Raw genomic sequence first — 13,274 nt, 5'->3', positions numbered from 1 at the left:
GCTCACTTCGGCTCACCCCAGACCGTGCGCAGGGCGGCGTCGAAAGTGGGGTCGTGGACGTCGACATGTCCGTAGACCTCGTCGACCGTAGCCGTCGAGGCCCAGCCGCCGGCGTCTCGGGCGATCAGCAGGTTGCCGTCGGCAGCATCAAGAACCGCGGAGGTGAACGTGTGCCTGAAAGCATGGGGTTTCACAAGCCCCAGGCCAGCGCGTTTCCCGGCCCGGCCGAGCATCCGACGGGCGCCGACCGGAGCCCAGGGCTGCCCGGTGCCGGCGCCGTGGAGCTGAACCAGGAGCATGCCGTGTCCGGCCCCGCGCGGGTACTCGGTCGTCATGTACTCGAAGTAGGCGTGCACCATCGCCGGGCTGACGCGCTTGATCAACCCGCCTGTCACCGTGCCGTGTTCAACCTGCCAGGAGTGCTTGGTCTTGGCCTCGGCCCGGTTCGGATTGTTCGGACGATGGCAGACATGCAGGTGAGGGCTGCGGCACTCGTTGCAGGCCGCGTTCTCACGCAGATGCAGGTCAACCAGGTGCAGCCCACAGAGCTCACCGACCCGAAGGCCGCCGTCGGCGAGCCAGGTCACCACCAGCCGGTCCCGGGCCGAGTTCACTCTCTCCAGCAGCCTGTCCCTCGCCCCGTCCGGGAGCATCTTCGGATGCCGGCGGTGTGGGCCCTTCGGCGCGAGCGGGTTCGCGGGCATCGCGGACTTCACATGTCCGAGGAACGAGCGACGACGATCCACCCGCGACGGGAGCCGGGTGCCATCCAGCTTCTCGCCGAGGTCGACGTTGATGCCGAGGGAGGCTTGGTGCAGGTAAAAGCCCTTCAAACAGGACGCCGCGATCGACAGTGCGGACCGGTCATAGGGGCGCTTGCCGACCCGCCAGGGCTCGCCGAGCGGCATACGGACCTCGGCGCCGACGATGCCCATGTACCGTTCGAGGTCGCGTACTTGGACTGTGTCGAAGGCCAGGCATTCACGCTCCAGCCACCGCAGATGATCCACCAGGTAGTACGCGTACGTCTTCTGGGTGCCAGTGCCGTCATGGACGCGCAGGAACCGGTCTGCCTCCGTATGGATGGTGCCCTCGGGCCAGACGATCGTCCACGATCGCCGTCCGCCCTTCCGCTGGACCCTCAAGTCCCCGACCACGATGTGCCGTACCACTCGTCCTCCGTACCGACTCCGGAACATGGCAGACGTTCCGGTCCCGGTCGGTAAACGAGCCCATGACGTCCATGTCACAGGCCCAGGCGGACATCACGGGCAGCACAACTCACGGTCGGTAAAGACCGCGACGACCCACTCGTCGAGAAGGCTCTGCAACTCGGGCAACGACCACAGCGGCCCGTCCTCCAGCTTCCGGCCACGGCGGTCCGTGGTCGAGCCGGTATAGCCCGCGACGAACTGAGCGAACAGCGTGGCCACTGAGCCCAGAGTCTTCTCGATCGTGCCCTTGTCCGTCGGCGTCGCCTTGTGGGCAGGTTGCAGGTTGATGCCCAAATAGCGGCAGGACGCCCGGAAGTTGTTCGAGATGAACACCTTGCCGTGGTCGCAGACGATCGTCTCCGGAACGATCACCGGTCGTGCCGCCGCGTGCTCCAGGCGCTCGTCCAAGGTCAGCAGCCGTCGGTGCGGCAGCACCGAACGCGACATCAGCAGGGCCTGTGACCAGCCCGGCCGCATCGCCTCCGGGGTGACACTGCGGGCCAGCAGTGCGGAGGCGTCGGCCGCCTTCGTCGTCGGCCGCAGCACCGCCGCAGTGATCGACCGGGTCGCGATGTCGACCATCGCGGTCAGCTCGACCTTCTCCGCGATGCCGTCGTCCAGCCGCACCAGCACGTCCAGCGGGGTCGAGTCGATCTGCATGAGCTCGCCCGGCGCACTGGCCGGCACCTCTCCGAAGGGGCCGGGCGGCCGTGCGTTGACCGACCGGCGCGTGCGGGCCGAGCCCGTCGCATGCGTGCCGGCCGCCAGCTTGCCGTAGAGCCGGTAGAGGGTGGCCCGCGAAGGAACCTCGACGTCGGCGGCGTCCTCACGGCCAGCCAGGATTTCCTTGGCCCGCCAGGCGATGAACCCGATCGTCTTCGACGAGTCCTCGGCCGTCTCGCCGATCGCCTGCCGCATCGCCTCCACCACCGTCGCATCGACGTTGCCGAAGGCAGGCATCTGCTTGGCCGACCGGCCGTCGGCCAGCCCGACCAGTCCGTCACGCTGATAGCGCTGGCGCCGCTGCTTGATCCCGCTGGCTGTCACCTTGTGTCCAGCCGCCGTCAGTTCGGCTGCTTTCGCTCGCTCGCGCTCAGCCAGCGAGTGCCGTCTCGGATCGAACTCCGGCCGCGGGACCGCCCCCTCGGAAGCAGACGGCGGTAAGCCGTGCAGCACTTCGAGAATGTGTCTCTCCCACCAATGGGCCTGTTCAGCCGCCGTCTCGGGAAACTCCGCGATCCTGGCCGTGGGCGGAACCTTCCGCCCGCTCCCGCTCATTGGGCACCCTCGCCGTTCAGGCTCACGACCGTGCGCGGACCCATCAGCTCGACCGATGGATCCTTGAAGGTCAGCGCTTGGAGCCAGAGCAGATGAAACAGGGTGGGCAGGGTCGCGAGCCGGTCACCAGCAGCGTCGGCTCCAAGCAACAGCGGACCAGGCTCCGCGAAGACCTGCAGCAACCGGTCCGCGACCGGTCGCAGTAGGCACCGTGGGTGCCGGTAGCGTGAAAGCCACCGGACATTCGCCAGCAGCACCGCCCCCGGCGTCCCGACCCGCTCAAAGCCCCACCCCGCCTGAGCACAGGCCAACCGCGTCACCTCGAACGCCTGCGCGTCCTTCGGCTCGATCCGCTCATCCGCGCGGACGTCGACGACCACCGCCGAGCCATCCGCGCGGCGGACGAAGTAGTCCGGAGCGTGCCGACGCTCCCGTTCGCCGTCGTGCCAGTGCAGCCAGAACGGCTGCGAGGCGACCCCTGTCACCTGCGGGTCGAAGTCCATGAGCAGGAGCCGGTCCCGCTCCAACCAGGACTCGAAGCCGACGTGCTGCCCGGTCACCGCCACCCAATACCAGCCCGCGAAGTGACGCTCACCGCGAGCCCACCGAAAGGGCCGCACCGGCACCACGTCCTCGAAGCGGCCCGTCACGCAGTCCAGCAGCGGCCGCCGTTGTCGCTCGCGTACGGCGTCCACATACGACAACTCGATGTACGGCCCCGCAAGATCCACCCCAGTCGGTACAGCCACCCAGCACCCCCAGTGCGATCAGCCACACGACTAGGTTCACTGAGACGGAAGGCGAAACGACTGGGTTCGCTGAGTAAACGCCTCGATTGGATGAGAGCGGTCATCACAGGACACCTCGTGACAGCGTGACACCCTGTCCCGTCTCAGATGATCTGGTCCCTGGTGATGCCTGTGACCTGCAGCGACCAGAAGAACTGAGACGCTGTGACGCTGGAAATCTCAGTGGACCTGGTCCCGGACGTACGGTTGCCCGGTGCCGTCTCAGTTGATCTGGGAGGACACGTTCGCGGCCCCTCAGTCGATACAGAACTCGTTGCCCTCGATGTCCTGCATCGGGATGCACGAATCATTGCCGTCATACAGCGTTCGCACGTGTACCGCGCCGAGCGGGACCAGTCGTGCGCACTCGGCCTCAAGTGCGGCGAGGCGCTCTTCACCCACGAGTCCGGTGCCAACCCGCACGTCAAGATGCAGCCGGTTCTTGGCAGCCTTCCCTTCGGGGACGCGCTGGAAGTACAGTCGCGGGCCCACGCCTGAGGGATCACTGCAGGCAAACCATGCGTCCTGCTGCTCAGGTGGCAGCGAGCGCTTGAAATCGTCCCAAGTGGCAAACCCCTCCGGTGGCGGCGGTACGACGTACCCCAACACCTCGCACCAGAAACGAGCGAGGCGCTCAGGTTCTGCGCAGTCGAAGGTGACTTGGAACTTCTTGATCGACATCATCGGGCCACCGTATTGGCGCGTGCTGCTCAGCGAAACCCCCCAGGGTGTCATCGCCGCGCCCCTCCCTGCCAGGCCAAGGGCATCGAGCACGGCAATCCGATCTGCCAGCGCGTCCACGGCGTCGGTGTCGACGCCGCCGTCGGACAACTGCTGGTCAACGCCCTCACCCCGCTCGCACTGGAGGCAGCCCTCGCGGTCGCCGAGGAACTCGCCACCCGCGCGGATGAAGCCGACCAACTGCGAGCCGCCGCCGTCGAACGCGCCCGCTACCAAACCGACCTCGCCCGGCGCCGCTACCTCGCCGTGGACCCCGACAACCGCCTGGTCGCCACCAGCCTGGAAGCCGACTGGAACGCCGCCTTGCGCGAACTCGTCGAGGCCACCGACACCTACGAGAAGACGAAAGCCACCGGAACCGGCACCCTGGATGCTGCCCAACGCGCCCGGATCACCGCCCTGGCCAGCGACTTCCCGAGATTGTGGACCGACCCGGCCACCCCGGTGCGGGAACGAAAACGGCTGGCCCGCCTGCTGGTCACCGACGTCACCCTGGTCCGCGCCGAGCAGATCACCGCCCACGTCCGCCTGCGCGGCGGCCAGGAGCACACCCTGGTCATGCCCGTCCCACTCGCGTCCTGGCAGATCCGCCAGACCCCCGCGCACATCGTCGCCGCCATCGACGGCCTTCTTGATGACCACACCGACGGCCAGATCGCCGAGGTCCTCACCGCGCAAGGCCAGGTCAGCGGGATGAACCAGCCTATTCATGTCGGGATCGTCAAACACATCCGCCGGGCTTACCGCCTTCGCAGCCATCCCCAACGCCTCGCCGACCTCGGCATGGTCAGCCTCAACGAGATCGCCCGCCGCCTGGCACTCCACCCCAACACCGTCAAGAAGTGGCGCGACGCCGGACTGCTGACCGGCCGCCTGGCCAACGACAAGGGCGAGTACCCGTCCACGTACGACAACTCGACGTACGCCTCCGCAAGATCCACCCCAGCCGGTACGGCCACTCGGCATCCTCAGTCCCTCGCCCCGTACGACTAGGTTCACTGGCAAGGAAGCCGAAACGACTGGGTTCGCTGTCAAACGCCTCTTTTGGATGACAGAGGACAACATGTCTCACTGTCCCGTGCCATCGATCCTTGGCCGATTGCCACCGAAGACTGACCGACGACGGTTTGTGCCATCGAAGATGGGTGCAGATCCTTTGAGGGTGTCTTGCACGAGCGTGACCTGCGGGTTCGTGATCCAGCACGGCTACGCCGTGTCAGTTACGCCCGGCCGTAGGGCGCCGACGCGGAGCAACGGGTGCCGTGAGAGACGGACGGGGCAGGTCGGCCGTGATGGGCTCCGTGGCGACGATGGACTCGATCCGTACAAAACCGCAGGTGGGCCAGACCCTCAAAAGATCTGCACCCATCGAAGATTGACTGCGCAGGTTGGGAGGCCGCGGCCAGTCTGCTTCGATGACGTCCAGTGCGACTACGCCCGGCTGTCCCCTTGGACGCCGTTTTGCCGGACCGGCAACAGGAGTGGCCTGACCGGGACACGATCGGCGACGGTGGGCCCGTGACCGACAACATCGCAGCAGGATCGCCCACGTCCGACGCCCCCTTGCCTGCCGACGGATACGTCGGAGACCCCGCGGTGCGGGCGGAGTGGGACAACCGCTACACCGACCGACAACAGCTGTGGAGCGGCCAGCCCAACGGTGCGCTGGTGGCCGAGGTCGCTGGGCTCACACCCGGGCGGGTGCTCGACGTCGGCTGTGGCGAGGGCGCGGACGCCGTCTGGCTCGCGCGCGGCGGCTGGGACGTGACCGCGCTCGAGGTCTCGGGCGTGGCGCTGGAGCGGGCGGCCGGGCACGCGCGGGACGCTGGCCTCGCCGTTCGCTGGGTACACGCCGCACTGACGGAGGCGGGGCTCCCACCGGCTTACTTCGACCTGGTCTCCGCGCAGTACCCAGCCCTGCTGCGCACCCCCGACGCCGCAGCCGAGCGAGCGTTGCTCGCGGCCGTCGCGCCCGGAGGCGTGCTGCTCCTCGTACACCACGCGGGGATGGACACCCAGCAGGCGCACGAGAGCGGCTTCGACCCGGCTGACTACGTCTGGCCCTCGATGGTCGCCGCTCTGCTCGACGACGACTGGGAGGTGGAGGTGGACGAGCAGCGGCCACGCGTGGCACCCGACGGCGGCGCCGGCGCGCACCATACCGACGACCTGGTGCTGCGCGTGCGCCGGCTGCGCTGAGACCCCTCCGCTCGCAGCAGGCCCGGCAGCTGGGCAGACCCGATGACCGAGCCATAGATCAAGGGTGTTCTCGTTACTCCGAAACCGCACAGCCGTTCCGGCTCGCGTGTCGATGAGTTCGCCTCGGCGTCCTGCCCGGCTCCGAAGCCACCGACAATCGGGACGGTATCCAGCACGTTGACCTCGGTGGTCAATCTTCGATGGCACGAACTGAGCAGTGGTTAACCTTCCATGGCAAATGGTCAGGGTTCGCTGTCACAGGTCACTCGCCTGGGCCTCGGACCGGGCCCTCAAGTGTCGGTAAACGATCGTTTGCCGACACTGCTGTCAGGCTCGGGGCCTCGCAGCGACTGCTCGGCCCGACGCGGTGCCGTTATCGGATGCTGAAGCGGTGGGGTACGCCTGCGTGGCGGTCGGAGAAGCGAGGGAGCCGAGCGCACGGGCCGTCGCTGAGCCGGGCTCGGCGTGGTAGATCGCCAGCATCTGTCCGTCGGTGTCGCCGAGCGGCAGTTTTTCCCGGCGCAGTTCGAGCAGGCCGACCTGCGGGTGGTGCAGCCGCATCGAGCCTCCGGCCAGCGCGGTGACGTCATGCCGAGCCCACAGTCGCCGGAACGGCTCGCTGGCCAGCGACAGCTCGCCGACCAGCTGAGCGATCCGCGGATCCTCGACGTCGCCGCCCACAGATGCGCGGAACCCGGCGACCATGCCCCGGGCTGTCTGCTCCCAGTCCTGCCACAGGTCCCGCTCGGCGGGGTCGAGGAAGATCGCACGCAATCGGTTGACGCCCGGCCGGATGCTGGGTGACACGGCGGTGGCCAGGCGGTTCGCCGCGAGCACGTCGAACATCCGGCTCTCCACGAACGCCGGCAGGTTGATCGCGTCGAGCAGTTGTCGGACCCCGGCCGACACCACCTCGCGGCGTGGTCTCCGGCGGGCGGCCGGGCGGACAGCCACCAGGCTCAACAGGTGGTGTGTGGCGCTCGCGTCCAGCCGGAACACCCGCGCCAGGGCCTCCAGCACCTGCGGGGACGGGTTGCGGTCGCGCCCCTGCTCCAGGCGCAGGTAGTAGTCGGCGCTGATCCCGGCCAGGGTGGCGACCTCTTCCCGCCGCAGCCCAGGGGTACGGCGGACGCCCACGACCGGCAGCCCCGCGTCTGTTGGGTCGGTCAGCTCACGGCGTGCCCGCAGGTACTCCCCGAGCGCATTCGGCCTGCTCATGTCTTCGATGCTACGAGCTCGTCGGCCGCCGTGCCTGGCCCTGATACCCCCAGGATGACCAGGGCACAGGCTATGTCCACGAGGGCTTTGTAGCGTGGATCTGGCTCCCGGAGATGCCGGGGAGCAGGAAAGGAAACCATGACCGGCAACGAGCTTCCCGGCGGCACCTACCGCCTGGGTGACCTCACCCTCACCCGGTTCGGCTACGGCGCTATGCAGCTGGCCGGGCCGGGCGTCTTCGGCCCGCCCGAGGACCGAGACGCTGCGATCGCCGTGTTGCGCACAGCCGTCGAACTGGGCATCACGCACATCGACACGGCCGACTTCTACGGCCCGCACGTCACCAACGAGATCATCCGCGAGGCCCTCGCGCCGTACCCGGAGGGCCTGCACATCGTCACCAAGGTCGGCGCTCGCCGCGATGAGCAGGGCGGATGGCCGCACGCCCGTACCCCCGCCGAACTGGTACAGCAGGTCCACGACAACCTCCGACGCCTCCGCCTCGGTGTGCTCGACGTGGTCAATCTGCGGGTCGGCGGCTTCGACTCGCCTGAACCGGGCTCGATCGCCGAGCAGTTCGGCGCGCTCGCCGAACTCCGCGAGCAGGGGCTGATCCGACATCTCGGCTTGAGCACGGTCGACGCGGACCAACTCGCTGAGGCACAGTCGATCGCACCGGTGGCCTGTGTGCAGAACTTTTACAACATCGCCAACCGCCAAGACGACGAACTGGTCGAGAGCACGGCGCGGCAGGGCATCGCCTACGTGCCGTACTGGCCACTGGGCGGCATGTCGCCGCTGCAGTCGGACGCCCTGCACCGGGTCGCCAAGCAGCTGGAGACCACGCCGATGTCGGTGGCACTCGCCTGGCTGCTGCAGCGCTCACCGAACCTGCTGCTCATTCCAGGGACGTCCTCAGCAGAGCACCTGCGCGAGAACATCGCAGGCGCCGCCCTCGAACTGCCCGCCGACGCACTCGCCGAGCTGGATGCCATCGGCGGCGGAGAGTAGTCGGCGGTCCGCCGAGTGGTGGCTGACCGGGGCAGGGGTCGGGTTGCCCACCACGGGGCGGCGAGATGGTTGGTTCAAGGACCCTCCACGGGGGCGGCCAGCGTGGACGTTCCAACCGACTGAATGAGGGGGCCCTTCGGCACGCCCCGCCCGCTCCTGGTCCCGGCGCCAGCGTGGACGAGTTGCTCAGCGAGTCCGTCACTCCCGCAGCGCTGCGTACCCCGCCGCGCGCTGCCGAGGCATGGCTCCGCCGCCCTGCCAGGGGGCGGAGTACGGTCGGCAGCCTGCCGCATCCGGTGCCGGGCGATCCGGCAAGGTGGCCGCCATGCCCACGACGCCGGAGCATACCCAGCTGTTACTCGCCCAGCGGCTGGCCTGACACGTCCGCACCGCCTGGCCGCAACTGACGAACCTGCACATCCGTCACCGCGGGGCATTCGCCTACGTGGAAGGCGAACTGGCCGACGGCGAGGCCGTCAAGCTGATGCGCCTGCGCTACGGGGGTATCTCGAGCCGATGGGCTTCGCCCTCTACTACGCCGGCAGCGACCGCTACGAGGATTCCCTGCTACCCCCCGGCGCCTTCACCGGCACCCCGAAGACGCCCTCGACTGCGCCTGCCGGCTCCACCTCGCCGCCGCAGACCTCCTGCGGGCCGCGGTGAACGCGATGCTGGCGCGCGTGGACCTGCCGGAGGTGTTCTCCTGGACCGGGGTGCCGTCCACCGCAGTTGCGTCCCGTATTGCGGTGAGCGGCAATCGATCGGGCCGCATGAGGCCGTACGGGAACGCGGCGCATGGTGGTCTGAGAGCGGATCGCCGGCTGACGCGGGTTTCGGTCACCCGACGGTTGTGGCCGCCACCGAGTGGGCGACGTCGCGATGAGCCTCGTGCGCGGCGAGCCGGCCGGTGAGGGCAGCGCGGACGTCTTCGTAGGTGTCGGGGCCGAGCGGGATGCGGAGAGGAGTCGCGCCGGAGTCAACGAGGTCGATCATCGCGTCCGCGATCTTCTCCGCGCTGTTGGGCACCGGGAAGTGCCCGCCCAGGAACGCCTGCCGGGTCTGGGCCGCGGGGGTGTTCTCGTACTCGAGCAGGGGCGGTGTGGTGTCGAGCGAGCTGCCGAAGTTGGTGGGGGTCGCGCCCGGCTCGATGATGGTCAGGGCTATGCCGAACGGCGCGATCTCCCGGGCGACGGTCTCGCAGAACCCCTCGATGCCCCACTTGGAGGCGTGGTAGTAGCTGAGGCTCGGATAGGTCGTCTGACCGCCCGCGGTGGACACCTGCAGGATGCGGCCTCGGCCCTGGGCGCGCAGGTGCGGGAGGGCGGCGCGGATGACATGGATCGAGCCGAGCAGGTTGGTGTCGATGACGCGCCGGATCTGCTCGTCGGATGCCTCCTCGACGGAGGCGAGGAGGCCATAGCCGGCGTTGTTTACGACGACGTCGATCGTGCCGAGGGCCTCGAACGCCTCGTTGACGACATGACGCACTCGCTCGGTGTCGGTGACATCAAGCTGGGCGGTCCAGAGCCGGTCGCCGTGCTCGGCGTGGAGGTCGTCGAGAGCCTCGGGCCGACGGAGCGTGGCGGCGACACGGTCGCCACGGGCCAGGAGGTGTTCGGTGAGCAGGCGCCCGAAGCCTGAGGAGGTGCCGGTGATGAACCAGGTGGTGGTCATGGTGTTTCCTTCGCTGTGTCGTGCGCGTGGCTACGATTTCGAGTCGGCTTGAAGCCACGCGCGCAGTCCGAGCGGCTGGCCTTGGTATCGCTGATGCCGGCAGGGGGTCGTCGATGCGACGGCCTGGGCCTGGTCATGAGTCGGCCGAGCTGCTCGCGCTGCCGTGAGGCAACTCGGCCGGACTGTGAAGCGTGTCGTCGTTAGCGGGTGCCCGCCTCGGCGCGCGCGAAGAACGCGGCGAGCTCGTGGGGGTTCTTGGTGTAGACGTCGATCTTGCGCACCGTGCCGTCCTCGACCTGGTGGATCTCGACCATGGTCAGCGGGAACTCCTCACCGGTGGTGTGGGCCGTGAGCGTTCCGGTGAGCGTTCCGATGACGCCGGCCGGGCCCTCGAACACCTCGGCATCGGTGATAGCGACGTCGGCGTAGCCCATCATCGCGCCCAGGATCGACTGCACGAACACCTCGCGGCCCTGGTGCACGCCACCGTAGGGGAGCTGGTTCGGCTCGTCGACGATCACCTCGGGGGCGAGCTTGGCCAGGACACCCGGCACGTCGCCCTTGCTCAGCGCGTCGTACAGCCCTCGCACGACATCCGAGGGGCTCTGCGTCACCGTCTCGATCTGGTTGCTCATCTTGTGTGCCCCTTCAGTCTTGTTCAGGTACGCAAGCCCTCATGGGGAACTCGGTACTGGAAAGGTCGGCCGGCCGGGGCTCGTATGTCCTCGCACCGGTCGGGGCCCCGGGGGGATCGGGGCACGCACCATGCAACGGGAGACGGCCGTGACGGGGGAGTCTTTGCTGTGAGGGGTACTGGCAGGGCCCCCCGCCCATCGCGCGGCGTGCCTACCCTGTCCTCATGGACAACCGGGACGCAGTCAGCGCATTCCTCCGCTCCCGACGCGACAAGATCACCCCCGAGCAGGCGGGTCTGCCGGCGTACGGTCAGCGGCGGGTGCCCGGACTGCGCAGGGGTGAGGTCGCCACGCTCGCCGGGGTGAGCGTCGAGTACTACACGCGCCTGGAGCGCGGCAACCTCAGAGGTGTCTCCGACAGCGTGCTGGACGCCCTCGCCCAGGCCCTGCGGCTCGACGACACCGAGCGCATGTACCTGTACGACCTCGCCCGCGTCGCCGGCGTCGGCGAGGCGCGGGCCCGGCAGCGGGCGGTTCGGCCGACGGTGCGGCCGAGCGTGGCGCGGATCGTCGAGGGGATGCCGGAGCTGCCGGCGTACGTGATGAACAACCGCCTCGACACGCTGGCCGCCAATGCGCTGGGCCGGGCGCTGTACTCGCAGATGTATGCCGACCCGACCTGCGGGGCGAACGTCGCCCGGTTCGCGTTCTTCAACCCCGCGGCCAGGCGGTTCTACGCCGACTGGGAGCGTATGGCCCGCTTCGCCGTGGGCGCGCTGCGCATCGAGGCGGGGAAAAACCCCTACGACCGGGAACTGACGAACCTGATCGGTGAACTGTCCACCCGCAGCGACGCCTTCCGCGTGCTGTGGGGATCCCACGACGTGCATGTCTTCCGCGAGAGCACCAAACGCCTCAACCATCCGCTCGTCGGCGACCTGGAACTTGATCAGGAGACCATGAGCCTGCCGGACGAAAGCGGCCTGAGCGTGGTCGTCTACAGCGCGCCACCCGAAACCGCAGCCGAGGACGGCCTGAAGCTGCTCGCCAGCTGGTCCGCCACGACCGGACAGGAGCAGGACACGGAATCCACGAGCAAACCGTCGACCCGGCAGCCCTGACGGGCGACACCGGCCCACCGAAGGTGCTGACCACCGAGGCGGTACAGGCGTCCGACGTGGTGATCACGATGGGCTGCGGAGATGCCTGCCCCGTCTTCCCCGGCGAGCAGTATCGGGACTGGAAGCTGGATGACCCGGCTGGGCAGGGGGTGGACGTGGTCCGCCTGATCCGGGACCGGCTGCGCCTGCGCGCGCAGGTCGTCCTGCACGCGGCACGGGGGCGCTCCAACGCGCGTATCGCCCGCGAGACGGGCCTGCACCTGGACACGGTTCGTGAGTGGCGGGGCCGGTTCGCCGTCGGGGGCTGATGGCCCTGGCCGACCGCAAGTGCTCAGGGCGCCCGGCCCGGGCGTCCCCTGAAGGAGTTGCTCCGCCATCCCGGCGCTCTCCTAGGGCGCCCCTCGACCATGTGACCCGTCACTTGCCGGTCGGCACAAAGCGGGCCGACCGGCAGGGCGGTCGCCACCGGTCACGTGGATCGCAGCCTCGGCCTCAGCGTCTGGCGCGACCAGGAACTGAAGTGGCTCACCCTCGCGGGTAGCCGAGGTCGCGACAACCCGCTGGCGCTGCAGACCGGTGAGCACCCTCGGAGCTATCACCCGGCCACGGCAAGCGACACGCCGCCAGCGGCCTCGATCAGGTGATCAGTCGTTGTACTCATCAGGTGACTCCCACGGGGGAATACGCGCTCACGACACTCCGCTTCTGCGGTCATTTGGTACGGGGAGGGGGCCTCGGTGACCCTCGGAGGGGTCACAGACGTCGGGTCGTGGCCGTTAACACCACGCGCGCTGCCGTCTGTGGGATCCGCACATGATGTTTTTGCCGACGCGGGGATTGGACTCCTGCTGCCAGAAGGGCCGGTCGCCTGCGCGCGTGCCTTCAGGTGTCAACGGCCATGAACCGTCCGCGAATCTCGTAGAAGCCATCCGAGCGTCGTGTCGTGAGGGCGTACCGGTGCCCTCGGGGAGCGCAAGGGGAGCGCGGACGCCTTTGGATCAGCCAGCATGAGGTGATACGTGCTGGACCGGTGTGCGCACTCTGATCAGGGGAAACGGCATAGGCCATCACGGGCGGGCAGCATCCGGCATGATCGCTTTCGTACTCGTAATGCGTAGGTCTCGGGTTCGAATCCCGAAGGCGGCTCCATGGTGAACCCCAGGTCAGGCCTCTGACCTGGGGTTTCTTGCTTTGGATGACCTTGGAATCTCGGCAAATCGGGCACCGACGATCTGTGCATCGTAATGCGTAGGTCCGAGGTCGGCACTGAGTGGCTGATCTCGCGCCCCATGCCTCTTGTCGACGATCTTTGAACGGTGACCCTCTTTCGGTCGATGAAAAGTGACCCCTTCCGTGATCGAGTGATCAGTCTGGCTCCATGGGAGTCAGGTGGAA

The 13,274-nt window shown here is 68.3% G+C and carries 12 protein-coding genes and 1 pseudogene; 6 read left to right on the top strand and 7 right to left on the bottom strand.

The window, feature by feature from the left end:
• Positions 1–2 precede the first annotated feature (2 nt).
• The 4 genes and pseudogenes from EFK10_RS20560 to EFK10_RS20545 form a co-directional block, all read right to left on the bottom strand.
• Positions 3–1,145 (bottom strand): tyrosine-type recombinase/integrase, encoded by a 1,143-nt coding sequence (locus tag EFK10_RS20560; protein WP_240677353.1) that lies wholly within the window; start codon positions 1,143–1,145, stop codon positions 3–5.
• Between the two features lie 138 nt (positions 1,146–1,283).
• A pseudogene (locus tag EFK10_RS20555) lies at positions 1,284–2,492 on the bottom strand (integrase); the annotation flags it as partial.
• A complete protein-coding gene (locus EFK10_RS20550) occupies positions 2,489–3,241 on the bottom strand; it encodes a TnsA-like heteromeric transposase endonuclease subunit (protein ID WP_127357126.1) in 753 nt (250 codons plus the stop codon). The pseudogene EFK10_RS20555 and the gene EFK10_RS20550, both read right to left, overlap by 4 nt.
• A gap of 294 nt (positions 3,242–3,535) precedes the next feature.
• Positions 3,536–3,964 (bottom strand): VOC family protein, encoded by a 429-nt coding sequence (locus EFK10_RS20545; RefSeq protein ID WP_127357125.1) that lies wholly within the window; start codon positions 3,962–3,964, stop codon positions 3,536–3,538.
• Between the two features lie 12 nt (positions 3,965–3,976).
• Between EFK10_RS20545 and EFK10_RS20540 the strand changes: the two genes are divergently transcribed.
• Positions 3,977–5,014 (top strand): hypothetical protein, encoded by a 1,038-nt coding sequence (locus EFK10_RS20540; protein ID WP_127357124.1) that lies wholly within the window; start codon positions 3,977–3,979, stop codon positions 5,012–5,014.
• Positions 5,015–5,539: 525 nt separating this feature from the next.
• On the top strand, positions 5,540–6,220 hold the full coding sequence (locus EFK10_RS20535; RefSeq protein WP_127357123.1) for a class I SAM-dependent methyltransferase: 681 nt from the start codon (positions 5,540–5,542) through the stop codon (positions 6,218–6,220).
• Positions 6,221–6,547: 327 nt separating this feature from the next.
• On the opposite strand, the gene EFK10_RS20530 is transcribed toward EFK10_RS20535, so the two are convergent.
• Positions 6,548–7,438, bottom strand: coding sequence for a helix-turn-helix domain-containing protein (locus tag EFK10_RS20530; RefSeq protein ID WP_206305524.1), 891 nt, complete (start codon positions 7,436–7,438; stop codon positions 6,548–6,550).
• A gap of 138 nt (positions 7,439–7,576) precedes the next feature.
• Between EFK10_RS20530 and EFK10_RS20525 the strand changes: the two genes are divergently transcribed.
• Both EFK10_RS20525 and EFK10_RS48780 read left to right on the top strand, forming a co-directional pair.
• Positions 7,577–8,449 (top strand): oxidoreductase, encoded by an 873-nt coding sequence (locus tag EFK10_RS20525; RefSeq protein ID WP_127357122.1) that lies wholly within the window; start codon positions 7,577–7,579, stop codon positions 8,447–8,449.
• Positions 8,450–8,965: 516 nt separating this feature from the next.
• Positions 8,966–9,112: a hypothetical protein gene (locus tag EFK10_RS48780; protein WP_206305523.1), complete on the top strand. Its 147-nt coding sequence runs from the start codon at positions 8,966–8,968 to the stop codon at positions 9,110–9,112.
• Between the two features lie 174 nt (positions 9,113–9,286).
• Here the strand turns inward: EFK10_RS48780 and EFK10_RS20515 are convergent, their stop codons facing one another.
• Both EFK10_RS20515 and EFK10_RS20510 read right to left on the bottom strand, forming a co-directional pair.
• Positions 9,287–10,123, bottom strand: coding sequence for an SDR family oxidoreductase (locus EFK10_RS20515; RefSeq protein WP_127357121.1), 837 nt, complete (start codon positions 10,121–10,123; stop codon positions 9,287–9,289).
• Positions 10,124–10,323: 200 nt separating this feature from the next.
• Positions 10,324–10,758, bottom strand: a complete 435-nt coding sequence (locus EFK10_RS20510; RefSeq protein ID WP_127357120.1) for a nuclear transport factor 2 family protein — start codon at positions 10,756–10,758, stop codon at positions 10,324–10,326.
• 224 nt (positions 10,759–10,982) lie between these two features.
• On the opposite strand from EFK10_RS20510, the gene EFK10_RS20505 reads away from it, so the two are divergent.
• Together EFK10_RS20505 and EFK10_RS52170 are read left to right on the top strand one after the other, a co-directional pair.
• Positions 10,983–11,879 carry a helix-turn-helix transcriptional regulator gene (locus EFK10_RS20505; protein ID WP_127357119.1) on the top strand — a complete coding sequence of 299 codons (897 nt, stop codon included), beginning with the start codon at positions 10,983–10,985 and terminating at the stop codon, positions 11,877–11,879.
• Positions 11,810–12,187: a helix-turn-helix domain-containing protein gene (locus EFK10_RS52170; protein ID WP_127357118.1), complete on the top strand. Its 378-nt coding sequence runs from the start codon at positions 11,810–11,812 to the stop codon at positions 12,185–12,187. The genes EFK10_RS20505 and EFK10_RS52170 overlap by 70 nt, the downstream gene beginning before the upstream one ends.
• The last annotated feature ends 1,087 nt before the right edge of the window (positions 12,188–13,274 follow it).

Source organism: Streptomyces soli, assembly GCF_003999195.1.
Classification (GTDB): Bacteria; Actinomycetota; Actinomycetes; order Streptomycetales; family Streptomycetaceae; genus Actinacidiphila; species Actinacidiphila soli.
Note: the sequence above shows the minus strand (reverse complement) of the source record. Positions and strands in the feature narration are given on the sequence as shown.

Bases quoted from the DNA above. Each gene is read 5' to 3' on its own strand.
- EFK10_RS20545 (WP_127357125.1), bottom strand. From the start codon at position 3,964: ATGATGTCGATCAAGAAGTTCCAAGTCACCTTCGACTGCGCAGAACCT.
- EFK10_RS20530 (WP_206305524.1), bottom strand. From the start codon at position 7,438: ATGAGCAGGCCGAATGCGCTCGGGGAGTACCTGCGGGCACGCCGTGAG.
- EFK10_RS20525 (WP_127357122.1), top strand. From the start codon at position 7,577: ATGACCGGCAACGAGCTTCCCGGCGGCACCTACCGCCTGGGTGACCTC.
- EFK10_RS48780 (WP_206305523.1), top strand. From the start codon at position 8,966: ATGGGCTTCGCCCTCTACTACGCCGGCAGCGACCGCTACGAGGATTCC.
- EFK10_RS20515 (WP_127357121.1), bottom strand. From the start codon at position 10,123: ATGACCACCACCTGGTTCATCACCGGCACCTCCTCAGGCTTCGGGCGC.
- EFK10_RS20510 (WP_127357120.1), bottom strand. From the start codon at position 10,758: ATGAGCAACCAGATCGAGACGGTGACGCAGAGCCCCTCGGATGTCGTG.
- EFK10_RS20505 (WP_127357119.1), top strand. From the start codon at position 10,983: ATGGACAACCGGGACGCAGTCAGCGCATTCCTCCGCTCCCGACGCGAC.